The organism is Wolbachia endosymbiont (group A) of Paraperithous gnathaulax, from assembly GCF_964028485.1.
Lineage (GTDB): Bacteria > Pseudomonadota > Alphaproteobacteria > Rickettsiales > Anaplasmataceae > Wolbachia > Wolbachia pipientis.
Genome location: NZ_OZ034784.1, coordinates 212,923 through 234,491, shown reverse-complemented (window position 1 = coordinate 234,491; position 21,569 = coordinate 212,923). Strand labels below are relative to the sequence as shown.

Genomic DNA, 21,569 nt, shown 5'->3' with positions numbered 1-21,569 from the left:
TACGTAACCTCTTTCTGGTAGTAATTTTTGCGCAGAAATTTACTTACGCTCCTCAAATGTGTCAGGTATTCTGGGCTCATTTCTCCTCTTACCATAAATTGATTATGCAAAAGGTCTGTTAGCCGTTTTTATAAAGCTCACTTTTAAAATATTTATTGATTGCATATTCTACTGATACATTGAACATTGCTATTATTGGAATAAAAAGTAATATACCTGTAAATCCAAAATATGAAGCGCATATAGCAATTCCCAGAATAATTACAGTTGGATGTATATGAACTTTTTTTCCTATTAATAAAGGAACTAATATGTTTGAATCTATTAATTGTCCAACACCAAATAATAGCAAAACAGCAGCACTTTCAAACCATCCACTAAATTGAGTGATAGCGCTCAAAAACCCAATAATGGTATATAATAATGGCCCTACGTAAGGTATGAACGTTAACATTCCTGATAAAATTCCAATAACAATAGAGTGTTCCAATCCAATTATGCTCAGACTCACAGAGTAAAAGACCATCATGACAATACATACATTTACCTGCCCCTTTAGATAATTAGATATAATGAAATCCACTTTGGAAAAATAATCTGCAATTTTTCCTCTGTAAGGAATAGGGATTAATTTACTAGCTTTTTCTATAATTAAAGGCCAATCACGTAATATATAGAAAAACACTACAGGAGTAATCACCATTAATGATACCGTGTTAAAGCTTGAACTTAACACTTGGATTATAAAGTTACTAGCAATATCAAGAGCATTCATGAAATAAGATACATAGTTGCTGTAATTTTCTGCTAGATTTTTAGATAAATGATCAAATAAGCTATCCTCGATTTTCATATTAAGAAATTCTAATACAGAGGGGATTACTTTAAACTTTAATGAAGGCACTTTACTCACTAAGAAATTTAATATTGAAGTAATTTGAACATATATAATAGGTAAAACAAATGTTATGACTAGTATAAAAGCTATTAATAAAATAAGTATTATAAAAATTACAGAACATGAACGTGGTATTCTATACTTTTCAAACTTGACTACTAGCGGATTAAACAAATATGCAATAATAATAGATATTAAACATGGAAAAATCATAGGACGCATCAGGAATAACATCCCTATTATAAAAAGCAGTATGAAACAAATAGTTATATGACGTTTTTGCATGTGTTTAGCATAGCTAATTTACTGAAAAATATGCAATTTATTTTTCCTATGTTGAAAGTATTTTACGATTTGTAATACTATCATTTTTTACTAAAATTTAGTTGTTTAATCCGCAGGCAAAGATAGATTTTGAGCTCTCTAAATATCTCTTTTGCTATTATAATTATGCTAGTTAATAGGGGAAGTAACTTTTATATGATGTCAGAAATTTTATTTTTCGGAAAGAATCTTGGATAGAGAGGAAAGCTTCTACAAAAAGAAATATGTGCGCTAAGAAATACAAAATAGCAGCATTAATAGTTGCAGCGGGAGTAGGCAGTAGATGCAATTCTACGATTCCTAAGCAATATATAAAACTGGCAGGTAAATCTGTTTTATTTCATACAATTAAAAGATTTCTGGCTAACCAATATATAGATTACATAAGAATAGCAATTAATAGAGACCATGAAAGTTTCTATGAGAAAGCTATATCACTAATTACAGACACTAAATTACTAAGCCCTGTATACGGAGGAGAAAACAGGCAAAGTTCAGTTAAACTAGGGCTTGAAAGCTTACAAAAAATTAACCCAGATTTTGTAGTTATACACGATGCTTGTAGGCCTTTTGTGTCAGATGTTCTGATAGATAACTTGGTTGAATCTATGATTAATGATCAATATACAGGAGTAGTTCCAGCAATAGAAGTTGAAGACACTATGTCATTGGTGAGTAATAGTTTTATTGAATCTACGATTTCAAGAGGAAAGCTCAGAGCCATACAAACCCCTCAAATTTTTAATTTCAAAGAATTATTATCATGCCATCAATCAGTCAAAGAATTTACTGACGATTCATCACTAATGGTAGAGCACAAAAAACATGTTGCGATTATTAAAGGTGAGAAAAGCAATTTTAAGTTAACCACAAAAGAGGATATCAATATGGCAAAGCTTCTTTTTGAAGAGCCAAAATTTCGTGTCGGAGCCGGTTATGATATACATAAGTTCATTAAAGTTCAAAATGGTGCTGAAAGCTTTATAAAAATTTGCGGTGTGAAAATTGAACACAACATGGCAATAGAAGCGCACTCTGATGGTGATGTTGCAATACATGCAATCGTTGATGCAATACTCGGAGCACTGGGATGTGGCGACATAGGAGAGCACTTTCCTCCTAGTTCCTCTGAATGGAAAGATTGCAATTCATCTCACTTTCTTGACTTTGCTGCTAAAAAAGCAAAGGAAAAAGGGTACAGCGTGTCTAATTTAGATATTACTATAGTTTGTGAAGAGCCTAAAATATCGCCTTACAAAGTAGAAATGAAGAAATTCATATCAAAAGCATTAGAAATTGATGATGAATTTGTAAATATCAAAGCAACCACTGCAGAGAAATTAGGTTATATTGGAAGAAATGAAGGAATAGCAGTGCATGCTTCTGTGTTATTGCATACAAACTTTTATTGGGAATAGAAACGAAAAAACTTACTTGACACCCTTCGCCAGCCCCCTTATCATGAAACTGAAGCTATTTATTTATCTTCTCTGTACAGATTAAATGACAAAAAAACTCACGTATCTGGCGTCCCATGTTTAATTTTTTGCACTATGTGCACCTTATGTCTTTATAAAATTTCTAGGTTTTTACCTAATATAAGCAGAAATGCGCTTATAAAGCATTTAAAACATCAAAAAACGCCGATTTAAAAAATGGATAGTGAATAACTAGCTACCCTAGGGTTTCTTTTGCCTTTTTTTCTGTTTAGTAAATTTCTTAATGTTTATAATTTAGATTAGTTGCGGCTTAAAAGCAACTAAATCGCGGTTATTAAGCGTTTAGAATAAAAAAACGCCATACTTGAAAGTATAATGTAAGTAATTAGCCAACCACGGGGCTTCTTTTGCCTTTTTTTTTATTTGGTAAATTTCTTAATATTTATGGCTAAACGACAATCGTCATCCCGCTACTTGTTAGCGGGATCTAGAGATACCGCGGCGGCATGACGTAGGACTGCTGTCATTCAAGTAGCTGACGCTGGAACCCAGCCTTGCTGTAATCTCATCAAGAACGTTGTGTTTTAACATAAGATCAGCCACTTTTATGCTTACCAACTTAATAAAATTCCTGGATCCAAGTAGTCAGGCTACTCGGATGACACCCTCATAAAGTAAAATGAGATCCCGCTAACAAGCAGCGGGATGACGGGAAAAGAGGTGCTAGAATGACACCGTTTACTATGTAACATCTCATCATATCACAATGTTCGTACAGTTGTGGCGGTATGACGTAGAAAAACTGTTAACTTAAATCTATATTGACATGTCCCATTTTACGCTTATCCCTAACCTCTTTTTTCCCATATATGGTTAAACTAGCTTTTTCGTTGCTCAAATACTTATGAGAATCATATATATCATTACCTATTATATTTTTCGTCATACAAGGAAAGCGTAATACTACTTCCTGCATAGGTAGCCCGCATATTATCCTAACTAGCTGTTCAAATTGACTAACGTTACATGCATCCAAGCTCCAGTGGCAAGAATTGTGAGGTCTGGGAGCTAGTTCATTAACTAACAATTCGTTATCCTTAGTAACAAAAAATTCAATAGCCAGAATTCCTATTACATCAAGCGCATTTGCTATTTTCTTTGCAGCTCGTTGTACCTCTTGAGTTAATTTACTATCTATTTTAGCTGGCACTGTTGAAGTATCAAGTATTCCATCAACGTGGTAATTTTCTGCTATAGGAAAAAAAGCTACTTTACCGTTTTTATCTCTTGCAACGACTATTGAAACCTCTTTCAGTAAATCAACACTTGCTTCAAGAATGTACTCTGTATTCCAATCAAAGGAAGCAAATTGCTTCACTTCAGAATCATTCTCAAGCACATATTGCCCTTTTCCATCATAACCCATTTCTGTTGTTTTCAGCCTTGTTGGATAGCCAAAAGCTCTACTGCTTTTCAGTAGCTCATTATAATTTTGTATACTTTTGTATTCAGCAGTTTTTATACTCAAGCTTCTAATGAAATCTTTCTCTCTAAGCCTATTTTGCGCAATGTGTAACGCTTTTTTACCCGGATAAAAATTTACATCGATATCAATTGCACTACATGGAATATTTTCAGACTCAATAGTGACCAAATCCACACTCTGTGCAAAAGATTCAAGCGCTTTCTTATCAGAGAAATCTGCTATTGTGAAATCATCAGCAATAGAACAAGCTGGATCGTCTTTAGCACTGGCAAAAACATGTATTTTTTGTCCAAGTTTTGTTGCAGCGATAGCAGTCATTTTACCTAATTGTCCACCACCTATTATTCCTATTACTTTTTTGCTCAGCGCATCTGGTTCATTCATACTATAAATTGATATTTCCTAATTAAAGTATACTTGAAAAATCTATGAAAAAAGTATATAATTAAAATACTATTTTCTTATCATGAATATTTTATAATGATAGAATACACACTAACTACCAACTTTGTTGAAGTTACAGTTTTACCAATTTATATTGAAGAGCAATCCATTCCTTATGAAAATTGCTATGTATGGATGTATAACGTTAAGATAAAAAACAAAAGCCAATCAACTATTCAATTGTTAAGTCGTCATTGGCAAATAATAGATTATAAGGGAAAAGTAAATGAAATTGCCGGAGTTGGTGTTATCGGAGAACAACCTGTGATAAAATCTGGAGAGGTATTTAAATACACAAGTGGAACATACTTAAATGTACCGTCAGGAATAATGCAGGGTAAGTATGAATTTCTGAATGAAGAAAGCATAAAAGTTTTTGAAGTTATGGTACCACCCTTTTCTTTGGATAGTCCATACATCAAAACTAGACCCCATTAACTGTCAAAATAGTTTATTTGTAACCAGACTGCATTCTGTGATTTTTAGCAAAGCACGATCTTTCATTTGAGCTTTCTTCAATTTAAAATAAATACAGAAACTAGCTATCTTCAAAAATATGGTTGAATAATTGTTAATAATAGTGTATAATTATTAATATTTTCAAGCATTTTTGCCATGGCTCTTTCAAAATTTCTCGATCCTCGCAATGATTTGTGTTTCAAAAAAATCTTTGGAACGGAAAAAAATAAGAATATCCTGATCCACTTTTTGAACGATATTTTAGGGTTTACTGAGATAAATGCAATACAAGAAGTTGAGTTTCTTAGCACTATTATGGATCCCGAAGTTGCCTCTGATAAACAAAGTATTGTTGATGTTCTCTGCAAGGATTCTCACGGAAATAGATATATAGCAGAAATGCAGCTCGCTAGAGACAAGGGCTTCGAAAAACGCGCTCAATTATATGCCGCTAAAGCCTACTCAAGACAATTAGATAAATCTGGCAACTACATTGATTTAAAGAAAGTCTTCTTTATTGCTATATCAAATTGTAACTTACTTCCTGAAGAAGTTGATTATATTTCTACTCACAATATACGTGATATAAAAACTAACGGCCATTACTTAAAAGATTTTCAATTTATCTTTATAGAATTGCCCAAATTTTCAAAAAGTAAAGTAGAGCAGCTAGAAAGTACAATAGAAAGGTGGTGTTTCTTTTTTAAATATGCAGAAGAAACAACAGAAGAGGACTTAAAAGAGATAGCAGAAAAAGCACCAATAATAAAGCTGGCGTATGATGAGTTAGACAAGTTTCGTTGGAACGAAAAAGATTTAGTAGCCTATGAAGAAAGGATAATGGATCTACGCAAAGAAGAAGCCATTCTTGAATACAGACTTGATCTTGCTACTGAAAAAGGCAAAAAAATTGGTAAAGAGGAAGGGAAAATTGAAGGGAAAATTGAAGTCGCAAAAGCAATGCTGGCTAATAATGTTGATGTCAACACTATTGTCAAGTTTACTGGCCTTTCTATTAGTGAGATTGAAGAATTAAGTGGAAATCTGTGAACGGTTACGTTTATTTTTTATCCTTATCATCAAGTGTAAATAAGGTTATTGTAGAGATTAAGCCTATTATAACTATTATTAACGAAAATGGGGCAGCTTCTCTATAGCGCTCATCGCTTACAAGTTCATATATTCTAGTTGATATAGTTTCAAAATTAAATGGTCTTATAATAAGTGTTGCTGTGAGCTCTTTGATAGTATCCATAAATACGAGCAAAAATCCCGATAATATACTCTTCTTGATGAGAGGGATATGAACATTCAAACATGTGGAAATAGGTCCATGACCCATAGTATATGCAGTCCACTCAATTTCATTTGGTGTTTTTTTGAGCCCTAACTCTACCGCCTTGAAAGATATAGCAAAAAAACGAAATAAATATGAGTAAACTAATGCGCCAATAGTTCCTACCAAGCTAATTTCCACAATATATTGAGTAATGAAAGAGGATATTCTGCTTAAAAATATTATTATGCTAATTGCGATAATTGCATTTGGAATTGCGTAGCCTAAAGAAATGAGACGTGCTACATTATTGATTACCTTATTTTTACGCGCCGTATATCCAATAATTATTGCAATGCTAATTGAGATTAGTGCAGTGATGAATGATAAACTAACGCTATTTGCTATTATGTTATAGAATCTTGCTTCATATATGAAAAACCCCTTCTCTATGCTCCAATATATGAGCGGAATCATTGGCAAAATAAAACCTATTAATATCGGCAATACACACATAAGATAAGCAAAGATCAATGGTATAGTGCCACTTATACTCCGTTTGTTGTGATAATCTGAATTGGTATTGATTGAAGAGTAGGATATTCCTTTTTTTTGTAGTTTTTTTTCGATAGCTATTAGTGTTGCAACGAAAATCAACTCTGCAACTGCTAAAACAGTAGTTGAATATTTGTCATGCAGTAAAAACCAGGTGCGATATATTCCTGTTGTGAAAGTATCGATAGCAAGAAACTGTGGTGTGCCGAAATCTGTAATTACTTCCATTAGTACCAAAGACAACCCAGCTATAATTGATGGGCGTATGGAGGGTATGATGACAGAAAACAGGCTCTTCAATGAGGAGAACCCAAGTGTTGACGCAATAGTGACTGAGTTACTAACATTCTTTAGACTTGAGCGGACTAACATATAAACGTATGGATATAGGCTGAATCCCATTACTAATATTCCACCACCTAGGGATTTTATTTCAGGAAACCAATAGTCACCTTTGCTCCACTCTAAAATGTCTCTTAATGAGCTCTGCACCGGACCTGAAAACTCTAGTGTATTTACATAGACGAACGCTACTATATATCCAGGAATCGATATTGGAAAGAATAAAGCAATCTCAAAAATTTTACTTCCAGGAAATGAAAAAAATGTGGTGAGCCAAGCTGGAATTACTCCAAATATGAAAGATATTCCCCCTACTCCTACCATCAAAATTAACGTACTCAGTATATATTCAGGAAAAAGTGTACTGATTACCCATTCGGAATTCGCTGAATCTGTAAATAAGATTGATATTAACGATAGTATAGGACAGACGAATAATATACTTACTAAAAATAAGAATATATTTTTAAATACTCTTAAAAACATTAATTTGAATCTATATTTTATATTAAAATGTTATATGTAAAAACTGAAGATATCCAGTAATTAACAGCCGTACTATTGAATATCTTTATAATTTTGTATATCATGTTTTTAGTTGATAAGTGAATAATCATGAGCTTCGTCATTGCAACTTTCTATCACTTTGTAGAACTCTCTAATTATTATGACATGAAAGACGAAATAAAAGCTGCATGCAACAACGTTGAGTTAAAGGGCACTATACTCCTTGCAGAAGAGGGTGTTAATGCAACAATATCTGGTGAAAGAAACGCAATTGATAAAATATTCGATTTTCTACGTTCTGATTATAGGCTAAGGGACCTTACATGGAAAGAGAGTGCAGCAGAATATCAACCATTTAGCAAGATGAAGGTAAAATTAAAAAGAGAGATTGTGAATCTTGGTGTAAGCAATCTTGATATTTCCCTTAAGGGTAAATATGTTGATCCAGAGCATTGGGATGATTTTACTTCTCAACCTGACGTTTTAGTAATAGATACACGAAACGAGTATGAAGTGAAATTAGGCAAGTTTAAGGATGCAATTAATCCACACACACAATGTTTCCGTGAGTTTCCTCAGTGGACAGAGTCATTTTCTGAGAGTAAAGACCTGAAAGTGGCTATGTACTGCACTGGTGGGATTAGATGCGAAAAATCTACAGCATATATGAAAAGCCTTGGATTTAGTGATGTTTACCATCTTAAAGGCGGCATTCTTTCTTACCTTGAAAAAACTTATAATAAAAATGGTAATTGGAAAGGAGAATGTTTTGTTTTTGATGATAGAATTGCTGTTGATAACTCACTTACTCCAAGCAACACAATAAAATGCATATTCTGCTCAAATCAAGTTTCAACTGATAAACTGAAATCAGTTCCACGTGGCCAAGTGGTTTGTTCTGATTGTAAACTTCAGTGTTATAGCTATAATAAATAAAACATCATACTGCTGCAGTTGTATGCACGTTGTGATTTGAGAGCAACCTCTACCAGAAAGAGTGTCATGCCAGTGCCCAGACACTGGCATCCAGGTTCTTTTTTTCTAGATTCCAGCGTCACACGCTGGAATGACAAAAAAGCTGATTTTTAACGTAGATAATGGTTATGCAAGAAGTCTACTTCTTACCCTTAATCAACTCTAAAGCCTTCTCCAGATCTATACTCTCAATATCTGCACTCTTGCCCAAAGCAACGTTTGTTTTACCGCATTTTATATAGAATCCGTACCTACCGTTGCAGATAAAAACTTCTTTTCCCTTTTCATTAACCCCGAGAGATTTTAACTCTTTGCGTGGACTGTTTGCAATAATTTGTACAACTTCGCTCAATTCTGTATTCAGCACCTCTTTGGAGCTTTTCTTAAGAGAAAAGTATTTACCATCATAGAAAATATAGTACCCAAATCGTCCAAGGCCTATTTTTACTTCCTTTCCGGTTTCAGGGTGTTCTCCGATTACTTTTGGCAAGGAAAGTAACTGAGTAGCGGTGCTCAGATCAATCTCATTAACATTTATATCTTTTGGTATGGAAACCGTTTTTTTCTTTTTTAACTCGTTATTAAACTCCAGATAAAGTCCAAAAGGACCCTTTTTGATCATCACTTCTTGGTTTGTTATATCATCTATACCTAAACTTTTTGGATATTCTGAATTGTCGTTACTACCTGTAATTTCTTTTGTATGGTTGCATTCAGGATAGTTAGAACATCCAAGGAACACCCCGGCTTTTCCAAAGTTCAATTTCAATATGCCACCTAAGCAAGCAGGGCATTTCGTATTCACCTCTTTTCTTCCTTCTTCTGAACAAAACCAATCGATTACCAAATCGTGAATGCCGCTGAAAACTTCATCATGCGTCATTTGCTTGACAGAGTTTACATGACCAAAAAATGGCACCCAAAAGTGGCCTAATTCTTTTTTCCAATCTGCATGTCCATTTGAAATTAAATCAAGCTTCTCTTCCATTTGTGCTGTGAAATCATACTCTACACAACGCTGAAAAAAAGTTTCTAAAAATATAGTAACGATTTTACCGCGGCTGCTTGGAATAAACCTTTTGCTATCCAATGAAACGTACTCACGATCTTGTAATACCGAAATAATTGTTGCATAAGTTGATGGTCGACCTATACCGATTTCTTCCATTTTTTTTACGATACTTGCTTCACTATAACGAGGTGGCGGTTGAGTGAAATGTTGTTTTGGCTCAACTGAAATCAGCTTACACGCTTCCCCTTCCTTCATGGCAGGTAGCAGGCCTTCATTTTCGGCTTCTATGTTATCTTGGTAGACTCTATAAAAACCATCAAAGAATATACTTGATCCACTTGCTCGCAGAATTACTTTCTGGTCAGTAGAACTAATTTCGACTACCACTTGATCAAGAATCGCCGACTCCATTTGACTTGCAATGGTCCTTTTCCAGATTAAATCATACAATTTAAATTGCTCTGGCGTTAAGTAATCCTTAATACTACCCGGCGTTCTATTGATATCAGTTGGACGAATTGCTTCATGTGCTTCTTGAGCATTTTTGACCTTTTTTACATATTTACGAGGAGACTGGGGTAAATATTTATCACCATATAATGACTTAATTGACCCTCTAATTGAGTTTATAGCCTCATCTGCAATATGAAACCCATCTGTACGCATGTAAGTTATCAACCCTACAGTTTCACCACCAATATCGATACCTTCATATAAATTTTGCGCTATGCGCATAACACTTTTCACATTAAAATACAGTTTATTCACTGCATCTTGCTGAAGACTTGAAGTAATAAACGGAGGAAGCGGGTTTCTCTTAACTTGCTTGCGTTCTACTGTGCTTACAGCATATTGCCTTGATTCAATCTCCCTGACTAAGTTCTTTGCTTCTTCTTCATTCTTAATATCAAATTTTTCTAGCTTTTTATTGTCATAGTGGCTTAGCATAGCAAAAAAAGCCTCATCTTTGCTATTTTGCATTTCTGCTTTTATGCTCCAATACTCCTGTGTTATAAATTTACTAATTTCATCTTCTCGTTCGCATATAATCTTTAATGCAACAGACTGCACTCGCCCTGCAGACTTGCTTCCCGACAATTTTGTCCACAGCAGTGGTGACAAACTAAATCCAACTAGATAATCCAAAGCTCTACGTGCTTGTTGTGCACGCACTAAATCCATATTAATTTCACGTGGATTTTTTATTGCTTCTTGTACTGCTCTTTTTGTTATCTCATTAAAGACTACTCTATAAATGTTGTTTTCATTACTGATTGCTTTCTTTTCTTTTAATGTCTCTATCACATGCCAAGCGATTGCTTCCCCTTCTCTGTCTGGGTCTGTTGCAAGATATATATCTGATGTTTTGCTTGCGGCTTTTACTAGCTCTTTTATATACTTTTCTGCTTTTTCAATGGTTTCATACTTTATAGCAAAATCATTATCCGGATCGACAGAACCGTTTTTTGCTGGAAGATCCCTCACATGTCCAAAGGATGCAGCTACTTTGAACTCTTTACTCAAATATTTACCTATTGTCTTTGCTTTCGCAGGTGATTCAACTATTAATAATGCCATATTGTTAATTATTTTAGTACTTAAAGATAATATGTTGAGAAATATACAATGAAAAGTAAAAAAATATTTTAATGGTTCTTGTAAATTTTACAAAGTAGACGGTGTCATGAAAGTAGCTGACACTGGAATGACAGCAGTCCTACGTCATACCGCGATTCATTCGCGGTATCTCATCCGCTAACAAGAGATCCCGCTAACAAGTAGTGGGATGACGAGCTTACCGTCATGCTGCCGCGAACCGTCATACCGCGATTCATTCGCGGTATCTCATCAGCTAACAAGCAGCAGTTCTACGTCATACCGCCGTGGTATCTTTTAGCATAGATCCCGCTAACACGTAGCGGGATGACGGTTGTCAGGGTGTCATGAAAGTAGCTGACACTGGTCTCCATCCAAGAGGGTGTCATCCCTAGTGGATTCAAATCACAATGCTCGTATAGCTGCAACCCTGGAGGTACTGTTTCTCACCCACTGCAAATATTGCACGGTACTATCCACTTGATCATCGTGTCGAGTTTCAGGAAACATTAAAATCTCATACTCAAAATCGTTCAGCCATACTGCTTGGTGCGGCAGAAAAACCTTGCCAGACTCTATAATCGGAACAATTTGATGAAATCGAGTGAGCTTGTCATCATGTGGCACTATTTCAATAATCGGTAAATCACTGTTTGTCTTTAGCTCTTGCACCAATTGCTGACCACTCGTTTTTGCTTCAATCAAAATTGCGTGTGGTGACCATCTTGCAGCTAGTGACAAAACCTGTTCTTTAAGCTTTGGATACTCAAGCTTTGCGCGATATACATCAAGTAAATAGAATTTATTATCTATTTTTGCCCAGGTGGTGCAGACACTAAAGTTGCTCATGTCGCTTGTTGAAACCGCAGTATCCCAACTTTGTGTTACATGCGAGAGATTATCAGGAACATTTTTATAGCGCTTTAGCCACTCTCGTTTAATTATACCACTTGAAAGTGGCAGAGGGTTCTGTTGATATTGTGCAGCAAAAGCGTAACTCCCAAGTTCGACTTTTATCATCTTAACTTCTTTTTTTCCTCCATAGAGGGGATATAATAGCTGGCCTTCTTCTCTTGAGTATAACATCTTTGCAGGTCTAGCACGCGATGCTGTTTTATTACTGGTTGTAGTTACTTGGATGACAGAAACAGGATGCGCTGGCTTTTTGATTGAATAGATAATCTTCTTATTTTCAGAAATCATCGGTAAGCAAATATGATGCCATATATTTTTTGGCTTGGAGAGAAGGTGTCCGGTTAAGTCCTCCTGGTGTAGCCTGTGCATTACAAGAACGATGACTCCTTTTTTTCTATCGTTCAGCCTGGTTACTAAAGTCTGATCAAACCAGTTTGTGGCACGCTTTCTAAGCGTTTCACTCAAAGCTTGAGCAGAACTGAGCGGATCGTCCACAATGATAAAATCACCACCTTCACCAGTTAGTGTTCCACCAACTGATGTTGCGATTCTGTATCCTCTCTGCACTGTTTGAAATTTATATTTGGTATTCTGGTCTTTGGATAGTTCTATCTCTGGAAATAGCGCTCTATACCAACTAGACTGCATCACGCACCTGGTGTCGAGCGAGTGCTTTTCGCTGAGCCGCTGAGAATAACTTGCAACTATTATTCTCGCAGTTGGTTGGTTTCCCAGTATCCATGCGGGCCACGCAACGCTTATGCACATGGACTTCATCGAGCGCGGAGGCATATTGAATATTATTCGCCTCATTTTGCCAACATTTGCCGCTTCAAGTCTGTCTGATATGACTTTTATATACTGATAATCATTATACTCACACCCCGGCACTACCGTTTGAAAGCATAACTCAATGAATTTTAGAAAGTTCATGATATAATGTTGAAACCAGCGCGTGACGCTGGGATGACAAAAAAAGGAGCACTGGGATGACACCCTACTTAACCGTCATACCGCCGCGGTATCTCTTAACATAGATCCCGCTAACACGTAGCGGGATGACGGTTGTTGTTTAGCCACAAACATTAAGAAATTTACCAAATGAAAAAAAAGGCAAAAGAAGCCCCGTGGTTATTATCCGCTTTAAAATATTGGCGTTTTTTATGTTTTAAACGCTTGACAAGCGAAATTCAGCTGCTTTTAATTGCAACTAACTTACGCTGCAAACGTTTAAGAAATTTACTAAGCAGAAAAAAAGACAAAGAATCCCCGAGTTAGCTAGTCTTTTACTATCTCTGTCGAGTATTGGCATTTTTTGATGTCTTGTAACGCTTTGTAAGCGCGTTCAGCTTATTTAGATAAAAATCTAGATGTAGATGAAGTTTTGTAAAGACATACAGTATCTATATACTGCAAAAAATTGAACATAAGACGCCGATACATTAAGTAATCCTTACCTTTTAATCTGCAGATTGGCGAAAGCAAATACAATAGCTTCACTATCATGATAAGGGCGCTGGCGAAGGGTGTCAAGTAAGTTTTTTTGTTTCTGCGGGCTACCTGGTTTTTCTACTGAAATTTTGAAAAATGTAATCTACTCCTATATTCAAATATATCAAGCAGTAATTCAAAATCAGCCATTGCGCCTTTTGCGTTATTATACGCGAGATTGAGCAGCTCTTTGTCCTGATATAAATCAGCAAATTTAAATTCCATACATCCTGATTGTTTTGTGCCTAAAATATCTCCACTGCCTCTTAGCATCATATCCCTTTCAGCAATGTAAAATCCATCTTGTGACTCACACATGATCTTTAACTTTGAAGATGAGCTTTTACTTAAATTATCGTATAATAATACACAAAAAGATGGCTTGTTTCCTCGCCCTACTCTGCCTCTTAACTGATGCAATTGTGATAACCCAAATTGCTCTGCATTTTCTATAATCATGATGGTTGCATCTGGCACATCTATACCAACTTCTATCACAGTGGTTGCAACAAGCAGAGAAAATTCATTCCTTTTGAAGGAAAACATAACTTGATCTTTCTGCTCCTGAGTCAATTTTCCGTGTATTATCCCGACTTTATCAAGAAATGTTTTTTGTAATTCCTGAAAACGCATCTCTGCTGCAGCAATATTGGTCTCTTCGTTTTCTTCTATATATGGACAAATCCAATATGCTTTTTCGCCCCTGTTTATAGCACCTTTTAGCTTTTCAATAACATCTGGCACCCTACTAATGTTCATAGTTACAGTTTTTATTGGCAATCTGGATTTTGGTTTTTCTTTCAAAATTGAACATTCAACATCACCATACATAGCTTGCTGCAAGGTTCTTGGAATGGGAGTTGCAGTAACGAAAAGTATATCGGCATTTTCTCCTTTTCCTACCAAGCGATTTCTCTGCATCACTCCAAATCGCTGTTGCTCGTCTATGACTGCAAGCCCTAAATTTTTAAATGTAACGTTAGCTTGAAATAGTGCATGAGTGCCAATCACTATATTTAAAACACCACTTGCAAGTTCGTTCATGATAATCTTTCTTTCCTTGCGCGAAGTTTTACCAGTAAGCAGCGCAACTTTTATATCGGTACAGGATAAAACTTCCTCAATCCAATTATAATGTTGCTCCGCCAAGATAGTAGTCGGTGCCATTAGAGCTGCCTGCATGTTGTTTTCTACCACATTTATCATTGCAAAAAGTGCAACTACGGTTTTGCCACTACCAACATCACCTTGCAGCAAGCTTATCATGCGATACTTGGATTTTTGTCTCTCTGAGATCTCATCTATTGCACGAGTTTGATCATTTGTTAATTGAAACGACAATTCATTTAAAACTTGCTCTTTGTATTTACTCAATATTATAAATTCTCTTCCCCTTTCTTTCACATGATTTTTTCTTGCAAGTTTCAGCGCTAGCTGATACGCAAACAATTCATCATAAGCAAGCCTTTTTCTACAAACCTCAGCTTCCGCCAATGAGCTTGGTCTGTGCAACTTTATGATGCTTTCCCTCCAACTTAACCATTTTTTTTGCTTGATTAATGTATCATCTATCCACTCTGGTAAATCAGGCAATTCCTTTAGATTAGAGCTTATTATGTTCCCAATGCGCTTATTGGTAATGCCACGGCATAATTGGTAAACTGGCTCTATGCAAGCTATTTCTTTAAATTGGTTGATGTCAAGCGACACGTAATCTGGATGAGTAATTTGCCAATGTTCAGCAAATTTTTCGAGTTTGCCACTGATGATCACATTCGCTCCAATTGGAAATAGTTTATATAAATACTTAACTGAGTAATTAAAAAAGACTATGAATATATACTGACTCTCACTTTCAACGACTATTTTATATGGTCTACCTCTAAAAGTGGGCGACTGATGTTCATAAACTTTTGCAATGAAAGTTGTAAATTCTCCAACTCGAGCATCAGATAGTAACTTGCTTCTATCCACATAACTAAGTGGCTTATAAAACAGCAGATCCACCACCTTGTCCCCACCACAAAGTTTAGGTAATATTGCGGAATGAAATTTAGGTATATTCTCCAGCCTGCTATTTAGAAAAATCTGATTGCTCATTGAGATTCATACATGTGTAAAACTGTTATAGAGCCTTTTTAAAATCTTGTCACCTTATGGTCAGGTATGCACTATAGCTAGCACAGCTCTCTAACGTTATACCGCGATTCATTCGCGGTATCTCAGCCGCTAACACGTAACGGAATGACGAATTTGTTGTTTTTAAAATCGTCGGTAAGCCTAAGTTACCTCTAACTATATTTGCTATCATAGGGCTTATAGTAGGTATTTTATTAACTTATTAATCATTTTTATGTATTATTATACCATTAGCAGTCTATATCAAGGTATTAATGATGAACAGCTCTACACCAAAAGAAAAGGAAAATCCAATAGTTACACTAAGAGCTCAAGCAGAAAAGTTTGGTTTTAGCAGGTTGAGGGCTGGTAAAGATAATGCTGAAGCGAATTCTGGTGCAACTATGTACGTAGATCTTCCAAGAATGAAACTTGTTACTCAGAACAAAGTTATAACAAAAGAGCTTGTTGATGAATTATATAATAAACATACCAACCTCATTTCAAATGACAAAAATAAGTACCGCCAATTTGTAAAACAAGTTTTTACAGAGCTATTTGAATATGCTGAAGCAGAAGTTCCAAATGATTCTATTCTAGAAGAACTAATCACTAATTGTAACCAGGCTGCTTATGTGGGTGCATTGTATGGTAAAGGAGGACCTATCCTTCATTTAGCTGAAACATATGGGTTATTGTTTCAGTCTAATCATGTAACACATATTAATTGTAGTGATCCAAGTCATGCGGCAATCAGAATTGAAGAAAAAATTGCAGTTCGCACTTTTGCAGAACTGGAAGAAGAATTATGTAAATTGGATAGCTCGCTAGAATTCACACTTAAGTCTCAAGGTGACAAAGATGTAACATATGAAGATGGTAAATTGTCGCTCACTGTTCCTCGAAAATTGAGAGATTACAAAATTGATGGCAGAAATTTATTTGATGTCATTAAGGAGTATTTTTACGAATTCTGCGAGAAGCTAGGATTTAAGTTGAAAATAGAGCATGACTTGGATAAGCAACTGAAAGTGAACAGTGTAGAGTCACTTACCCACGATAAGGGTAGGACTTAGCCTTGATAATGATTAAGATATCTCAATCTCTGTAAGCTTATTTGCACAATCAATTACTTTAGAACTCGGAAATTGATTTTTAAACCAAGTATACTGACGTTTCGCGTAGTGTCTTGTATTGGTTTGAGCAATCTGTATCGCTTCGTCTAAAGTAATCTCACCTTTCAAGTACTTTATAATTTCTGGCACTCCGTGTGCTTTCATAGCTGGCAAATGTGGGGCTAGGTTCATGTTAAGTAGCTTTTTTACTTCATCAATTGCTCCATTTTCAATCATTTTGATAAAACGAGAATTTATTTTTTGGTATACATCCTCACGTTTAGGCAAAATTGTATATATCTTAAAATTATTGAATAAAGGAGGCTGTCGATTTTTCTGCCATACGAAAATCGACTTGCCAGTTTCAGTGATAACTTCAAGTGCCCTTGAAAGGCGGTGCGAGTCATTCATGAATACTTTACCTTGAATCCTTGGATCTTTGCTTAGCACTAATTTGTAAAACTCCTCTTTACTTAAATTTTTCCTTAATTCGCTTACATTTTTCCTTACTTTCTGACTTATTTGTGGCATTGATGATAAGCCTTTGATTAAACTGCTGATGTAAAGTCCGCTTCCTCCAGTGATGATAGGTATTTGAGCATTTTCTAATGCGTGATTAACTTCTTTTTCTAAATCCTCTAACCATAGACCCACGGAATAATTTTCTTTTGCTGAAACATAACCATATAATTTATAAAATTCTTCTTGCTTTAGTGGTTGAGCAGTAATTATGGGAATTTCTTTGTATACCTGCTTTGAATCACAATTTATTATACTAATATTTCCATATTTTTCTCTCAGGTTATCGCATAATTCTGATTTACCTGAGGCCGTAATTCCTGTAATAATTACTATATTATTTTTCATTTATATTAATTTAATTAACATATGATAAAGTGTAGTAAAAGTTTGGATTCTACAATCTAAAGTTTGGAGATTTTTATGGCAGAAAACAACGACAATAATTCATTTACTAAGCGTTTCACAAACAGGACTCCTGGCGGTACAGGGGAAGGTTTTTCCAGTAAGTATTCGTCTCAAAACACCAAAGAACGGGCATTAGGGGAAAAAGGGAAAATTTCTGAATTAGCAGGCAAAAAAACCGAATCCAAGGAAGCTTTTTCTGAAAGTGGCGGCATAAAAAGTAAAAGCAGAACTGTCAATGAAAGATCTTTTGCTGATGCAACAAAAAGAAGTAGGTCAGATCTTATATACTTAGTCCGTGGTAAAGATCGTGGAAAATCAGCGTGGCATTATGTATTAGTTGATAAAGAGAAAAGAGAAATGTTTCTAGCAAAAAGCAGAACTGGCTCTATAGATGTTGCAGACTATGGAGAGATTTTGTATTCAGGATGGGGAGAGGATCCACCACAGGCAATAATTGATAAAGTCAATGAAGAGTTTGGGTTGTAGCAAATCTGCATAACAAATGGTAAGCTGCGTTGCATTACGTTTACAAAAACTAGCAGTTACTATATAAGATACAGTGCAACAAAACTGATCTAGTTGTTATGAATAAGTTTTTAGCTATATGGTATCTAAAATAATAAATGCAATACAGAACAATTTATTAGTGTGTTTTCCAACAGAAACAGTGTATGCTCTTGCTTGTAATGCACTAGATAATGAATCTATAGGAAAAATATATCAGATAAAGAAACGCTCTCAAAATAAACCACTGTCTATATTTGTTAGTGATATTTACAATTTGACAAAAATAGCAAAGGTAAAGGAAAGATATATTGATTTAATAAACCACTTTTCTCCTGGACCAATTACCTATATTTTACCACTTAAAAACAACAACATATTGCCAAACGAATTCTTTAAAGATAGTATAAGTATCAGAATTCCTGAGCATCCTATTGCAATTTCAATACTAAACAAACTGAAAGTTCCAATAGTTGCAACTAGTACAAATATTTCAGGAAAAGAAAGTGTATGTAAGGCAAACGATATACCACAATCCATTAAGCAACATTTATCTGTAGTGATTGAAGATGACGAACTAGTTTCTGGTATAGAATCTACTATTATTGACTTAACCGAAGATAAGATTAAGGTTTTAAGGGAAGGTGCAATTTCATTACAAACAGTAAACAACGCATTTTCAAACTAAAATCTATAGGAGAAAGAATGAAAAAAGTAATAGGCCACAACCAAGCCAAAAAAAAAATAATGAACAACTTATCTGTTCAGTCTTGGCTGATCTGTGGTAAAAAAGGTATAGGAAAAGCAACACTTGCAAAATCCTTCTCCAATTGGTTACTCATAAAAAACTATAATGAAGTAGCATTGGACTTACACATTGTTGAAGGTGATACTATCGGAATAGAAAAAGTCAGAGAAATGAAAAACTTTCTACACTTAAGTCCCATTCAATCAGAACACAAAATAGCTATAATAGATAGCTTAGAGGCAATGACTAATAACGCTAAAAACGCAATATTGAAAATATTAGAAGAGCCGCCAAAAAATTCTAAGATATTTATAATTAGCCATAAGCCATATGATATACAAACCACTATCCGGTGTAGGTGCTTTCAGCTAAATTTACTCCCATTAACTTATGATGAAACAAAGCAAGTTGCTTCATCTCAATGTAAATTTGATAATCAAACGTTTGACGAAATGATTACTTTATTTCCTGGAATGCCAGGAATGATAATAAATACAATAAGTAGTGATGCTTATGAAGCATACAAATGCTTTTATAAATTTCTTCATGATTTAAAGAATCCCAATATGATTAATAAAGTAATTAATAGCGAAATCGAACTAGAACTAGCATCATATATAATTCAGGCCTTCATTTTAGAAAGCATAAAGAGAGAGGTAAATGGTGTTGAAATTCTGCTAAGTCAGTGGAAAAAAATAGATGAACTTTTCGTTGCCGCAAAGCAACTCCACTTAGATAAAAAGCATGTTTTAGCTAATGTAGTTAATATCATGACATAAGTTTACAAAGTATAATACTTTTAACATAAATTCATGATAAAATTCTGTTAATTTAATACTCGAAGTATATAATTTGACTGATAATAAATTAACTGTATGGCAATCAATAGAAGTTTTGACGAAAGCCATATTGAACATGCAGAAAAAATTAAGCTTAATTAAGAATATAGCTTCAGATCAAGACATAACCCTAGAAAAAGGAAAGGAGTTGTTAAGTGGCATTTATGAAGCAAATTTTAAGCTAAACAAGACAATCAATATAGCTACTTGCCAAAAATTGGCTATCATATGCTAAATGGTGAGCTTGTTGTACGTAATCATATTACGGAAGAGGAAGTAAAGATTCCTGGAGATTTTCATTACCTTAAAGTCGTAAAATCCGATCATGATAATTATAAATTAACGTTTTGTAATTTTTTAGGTAATGAGTTTTTTGAATATAAAAAGTATGATCCACAATATTCTGGTATTTCAGATGAATATAAATTTGTGGATTTTGGTAGTGTAAAAAAGACTCATAATCTAAAATTTAAGGAATACATTGGTCATGCACCTAAATTTTTTGCTGCAGAAGGGCCTATTGAGCCTGGATCCCAAAACCATGTAATTGATCTATTTGAGCTAGTCAAAAGTGGTAAAGGTAGAAAAGTGGGAACCTTTGCTGATGAATTTGGTTATTTTGATGATCAAAATAAATTACATTAGAGGTTGTCCGGAAACTAGTAAATTCAAGCATATTCCCTCTTTAACATAACCCTACTCATAGCTAGGTATATGAAATTCTCAGTGGATGTTGTGAGTAAATCATACTCCTTCGATAGCCTTCTATTCCTATTAACCCAAGCAAAAGTCCTTTCTACAACCCATCTTCTTGGCTGTACTTTAAACCCTTGTTCTCTTGTTGGTAGTAGCTCAGGTGGCGTATCTTTGTGCACCCAAAATCTACATGGAGGCCTTTTAACAATTTCAATATCTATGTCATATTCTTCCTTTATGTGATTCTTTAAATTTCTTCCTTGGTATCCCATGTCAGCCCACATTTTTTTAACTTTAGTATATTTTGTTCTCATATTGTTTAATGCTATTTTAATACCATCTCTATCATTTTCGTTAGCAGCGCCTACGTAACAACCTAGTATAAAACCCTGAGTGTCTGTAATTATATGCCTTTTTCTACCCTTTACTTTTTTACTTCCATCATAGCCTTTGATCCCCCCTTTTCTGTAGTCTTTACAGATTGACTATCTACTATACAGGCACTCGGCTGCTCATTCCTTCCTATTTTTCTTCTACTATATTTTGTAATTTCATAATTCATTTTCTCAAAAATTCCCTGCTTCTTCCATTGCCTGAACTGCTCATACACAGTCTTCCATAGCGGAAAATCATTTGGTAAATACCGCCATTGACACCCTGTACGCAATACATAGAAAATTGCTTCTAATATTTCTTTTTTGCTATACTTTGGCGGCCTTCCTCCTTTCTTGTATGATACTCTGAAGTGTTTTTCTATTCTTGCCCATTCCCTTTCGCTTAGATCTGTTGGATACTTTTTTCTCATCTTTACCCCGTACTAAAATTTCAGATATTATAGCCTTTTACTTGTTTCCGGACAACCTCTAACTCGTCATCCAGCTGCTTGTTAGCGGGATCTCTTGT

Annotated in this window: 16 protein-coding genes and 2 pseudogenes; 10 read left to right on the top strand and 8 right to left on the bottom strand. The window is 34.9% G+C overall.

Annotated features, from left to right (window positions below; all coding sequences use genetic code 11):
* Positions 1-118: 118 nt before the first annotated feature.
* Positions 119-1,183: an AI-2E family transporter gene (locus ABWU74_RS01320; protein ID WP_353289346.1), complete on the bottom strand. Its 1,065-nt coding sequence runs from the start codon at positions 1,181-1,183 to the stop codon at positions 119-121.
* Between the two features lie 263 nt (positions 1,184-1,446).
* Between ABWU74_RS01320 and ABWU74_RS01315 the strand changes: the two genes are divergently transcribed.
* A complete protein-coding gene (locus ABWU74_RS01315; RefSeq protein WP_209472538.1) occupies positions 1,447-2,640 on the top strand; it encodes a bifunctional 2-C-methyl-D-erythritol 4-phosphate cytidylyltransferase/2-C-methyl-D-erythritol 2,4-cyclodiphosphate synthase in 1,194 nt (397 codons plus the stop codon).
* Between the two features lie 826 nt (positions 2,641-3,466).
* Here ABWU74_RS01315 and ABWU74_RS01310 read toward each other — a convergent pair.
* The gene (locus ABWU74_RS01310; RefSeq protein WP_010082017.1) at positions 3,467-4,531 is read right to left on the bottom strand and encodes a 5-(carboxyamino)imidazole ribonucleotide synthase; all 1,065 of its coding nucleotides are present in this window, start codon (positions 4,529-4,531) and stop codon (positions 3,467-3,469) included.
* A 96-nt stretch (positions 4,532-4,627) separates the two neighbouring features.
* Here ABWU74_RS01310 and apaG point away from each other — a divergent pair, with 96 nt between their 5' ends.
* Together apaG and ABWU74_RS01300 are read left to right on the top strand one after the other, a co-directional pair.
* Positions 4,628-5,029: a Co2+/Mg2+ efflux protein ApaG gene (gene apaG, locus ABWU74_RS01305; RefSeq protein WP_353289345.1), complete on the top strand. Its 402-nt coding sequence runs from the start codon at positions 4,628-4,630 to the stop codon at positions 5,027-5,029.
* A 177-nt stretch (positions 5,030-5,206) separates the two neighbouring features.
* Positions 5,207-6,100, top strand: coding sequence for an Rpn family recombination-promoting nuclease/putative transposase (locus tag ABWU74_RS01300; RefSeq protein WP_209472536.1), 894 nt, complete (start codon positions 5,207-5,209; stop codon positions 6,098-6,100).
* Positions 6,101-6,110: 10 nt separating this feature from the next.
* On the opposite strand, the gene ABWU74_RS01295 is transcribed toward ABWU74_RS01300, so the two are convergent.
* Complete coding sequence (locus tag ABWU74_RS01295; RefSeq protein WP_353288389.1) at positions 6,111-7,709, bottom strand: ABC transporter permease; 1,599 nt, start codon at positions 7,707-7,709, stop codon at positions 6,111-6,113.
* 129 nt (positions 7,710-7,838) lie between these two features.
* Here ABWU74_RS01295 and ABWU74_RS01290 point away from each other — a divergent pair, with 129 nt between their 5' ends.
* Entirely contained in the window at positions 7,839-8,666 is an 828-nt protein-coding gene (locus ABWU74_RS01290; protein ID WP_264705861.1) for a rhodanese-related sulfurtransferase, read from the top strand.
* 178 nt (positions 8,667-8,844) lie between these two features.
* Here the strand turns inward: ABWU74_RS01290 and topA are convergent, their stop codons facing one another.
* Together topA and terL are read right to left on the bottom strand one after the other, a co-directional pair.
* Complete coding sequence (topA, locus tag ABWU74_RS01285) at positions 8,845-11,295, bottom strand: type I DNA topoisomerase (protein ID WP_353289344.1); 2,451 nt, start codon at positions 11,293-11,295, stop codon at positions 8,845-8,847.
* 423 nt (positions 11,296-11,718) lie between these two features.
* Positions 11,719-13,161, bottom strand: coding sequence for a phage terminase large subunit (gene terL / locus ABWU74_RS01280; protein WP_353289439.1), 1,443 nt, complete (start codon positions 13,159-13,161; stop codon positions 11,719-11,721).
* 168 nt (positions 13,162-13,329) lie between these two features.
* On the opposite strand from terL, the gene ABWU74_RS01275 reads away from it, so the two are divergent.
* On the top strand, positions 13,330-13,506 hold the full coding sequence (locus ABWU74_RS01275) for a hypothetical protein (protein WP_179945715.1): 177 nt from the start codon (positions 13,330-13,332) through the stop codon (positions 13,504-13,506).
* 291 nt (positions 13,507-13,797) lie between these two features.
* On the opposite strand, the gene recG is transcribed toward ABWU74_RS01275, so the two are convergent.
* A complete protein-coding gene (recG, locus tag ABWU74_RS01270) occupies positions 13,798-15,819 on the bottom strand; it encodes an ATP-dependent DNA helicase RecG (RefSeq protein ID WP_209472617.1) in 2,022 nt (673 codons plus the stop codon).
* A gap of 296 nt (positions 15,820-16,115) precedes the next feature.
* On the opposite strand from recG, the gene ABWU74_RS01265 reads away from it, so the two are divergent.
* Positions 16,116-16,913, top strand: a complete 798-nt coding sequence (locus ABWU74_RS01265) for a hypothetical protein (RefSeq protein WP_353289438.1) — start codon at positions 16,116-16,118, stop codon at positions 16,911-16,913.
* Positions 16,914-16,925: 12 nt separating this feature from the next.
* Here the strand turns inward: ABWU74_RS01265 and miaA are convergent, their stop codons facing one another.
* Entirely contained in the window at positions 16,926-17,819 is an 894-nt protein-coding gene (miaA, locus tag ABWU74_RS01260) for a tRNA (adenosine(37)-N6)-dimethylallyltransferase MiaA (RefSeq protein WP_264329657.1), read from the bottom strand.
* A 75-nt stretch (positions 17,820-17,894) separates the two neighbouring features.
* Between miaA and ABWU74_RS01255 the strand changes: the two genes are divergently transcribed.
* The 4 genes and pseudogenes from ABWU74_RS01255 to ABWU74_RS01240 form a co-directional block, all read left to right on the top strand.
* Positions 17,895-18,365, top strand: a complete 471-nt coding sequence (locus tag ABWU74_RS01255) for a hypothetical protein (RefSeq protein ID WP_010082479.1) — start codon at positions 17,895-17,897, stop codon at positions 18,363-18,365.
* 118 nt (positions 18,366-18,483) lie between these two features.
* Positions 18,484-19,071 carry an L-threonylcarbamoyladenylate synthase gene (locus ABWU74_RS01250; RefSeq protein ID WP_353289343.1) on the top strand — a complete coding sequence of 196 codons (588 nt, stop codon included), beginning with the start codon at positions 18,484-18,486 and terminating at the stop codon, positions 19,069-19,071.
* 17 nt (positions 19,072-19,088) lie between these two features.
* On the top strand, positions 19,089-19,910 hold the full coding sequence (locus tag ABWU74_RS01245; protein WP_038199127.1) for an AAA family ATPase: 822 nt from the start codon (positions 19,089-19,091) through the stop codon (positions 19,908-19,910).
* Between the two features lie 73 nt (positions 19,911-19,983).
* Positions 19,984-20,612: pseudogene (locus ABWU74_RS01240) on the top strand (hypothetical protein); the annotation flags it as partial.
* Positions 20,613-20,638: 26 nt separating this feature from the next.
* On the opposite strand, the pseudogene ABWU74_RS01235 reads toward ABWU74_RS01240, so the two are convergent.
* Positions 20,639-21,471 (bottom strand): annotated as a pseudogene (locus tag ABWU74_RS01235) (IS5 family transposase).
* Between the last annotated feature and the right edge of the window lie 98 nt (positions 21,472-21,569).

Bases quoted from the DNA above. Each gene is read 5' to 3' on its own strand.
- ABWU74_RS01310 (WP_010082017.1), bottom strand. From the start codon at position 4,531: ATGAATGAACCAGATGCGCTGAGCAAAAAAGTAATAGGAATAATAGGT.
- ABWU74_RS01245 (WP_038199127.1), top strand. From the start codon at position 19,089: ATGAAAAAAGTAATAGGCCACAACCAAGCCAAAAAAAAAATAATGAAC.
- miaA (WP_264329657.1), bottom strand. From the start codon at position 17,819: ATGAAAAATAATATAGTAATTATTACAGGAATTACGGCCTCAGGTAAA.
- ABWU74_RS01250 (WP_353289343.1), top strand. From the start codon at position 18,484: ATGGTATCTAAAATAATAAATGCAATACAGAACAATTTATTAGTGTGT.
- recG (WP_209472617.1), bottom strand. From the start codon at position 15,819: ATGAGCAATCAGATTTTTCTAAATAGCAGGCTGGAGAATATACCTAAA.
- ABWU74_RS01255 (WP_010082479.1), top strand. From the start codon at position 17,895: ATGGCAGAAAACAACGACAATAATTCATTTACTAAGCGTTTCACAAAC.
- ABWU74_RS01300 (WP_209472536.1), top strand. From the start codon at position 5,207: ATGGCTCTTTCAAAATTTCTCGATCCTCGCAATGATTTGTGTTTCAAA.
- ABWU74_RS01295 (WP_353288389.1), bottom strand. From the start codon at position 7,709: ATGTTTTTAAGAGTATTTAAAAATATATTCTTATTTTTAGTAAGTATA.
- apaG (WP_353289345.1), top strand. From the start codon at position 4,628: ATGATAGAATACACACTAACTACCAACTTTGTTGAAGTTACAGTTTTA.
- ABWU74_RS01315 (WP_209472538.1), top strand. From the start codon at position 1,447: ATGTGCGCTAAGAAATACAAAATAGCAGCATTAATAGTTGCAGCGGGA.
- terL (WP_353289439.1), bottom strand. From the start codon at position 13,161: ATGAACTTTCTAAAATTCATTGAGTTATGCTTTCAAACGGTAGTGCCG.
- ABWU74_RS01320 (WP_353289346.1), bottom strand. From the start codon at position 1,183: ATGCAAAAACGTCATATAACTATTTGTTTCATACTGCTTTTTATAATA.
- ABWU74_RS01290 (WP_264705861.1), top strand. From the start codon at position 7,839: ATGAGCTTCGTCATTGCAACTTTCTATCACTTTGTAGAACTCTCTAAT.
- ABWU74_RS01265 (WP_353289438.1), top strand. From the start codon at position 16,116: ATGAACAGCTCTACACCAAAAGAAAAGGAAAATCCAATAGTTACACTA.
- topA (WP_353289344.1), bottom strand. From the start codon at position 11,295: ATGGCATTATTAATAGTTGAATCACCTGCGAAAGCAAAGACAATAGGT.
- ABWU74_RS01275 (WP_179945715.1), top strand. From the start codon at position 13,330: ATGAAAAAAAAGGCAAAAGAAGCCCCGTGGTTATTATCCGCTTTAAAA.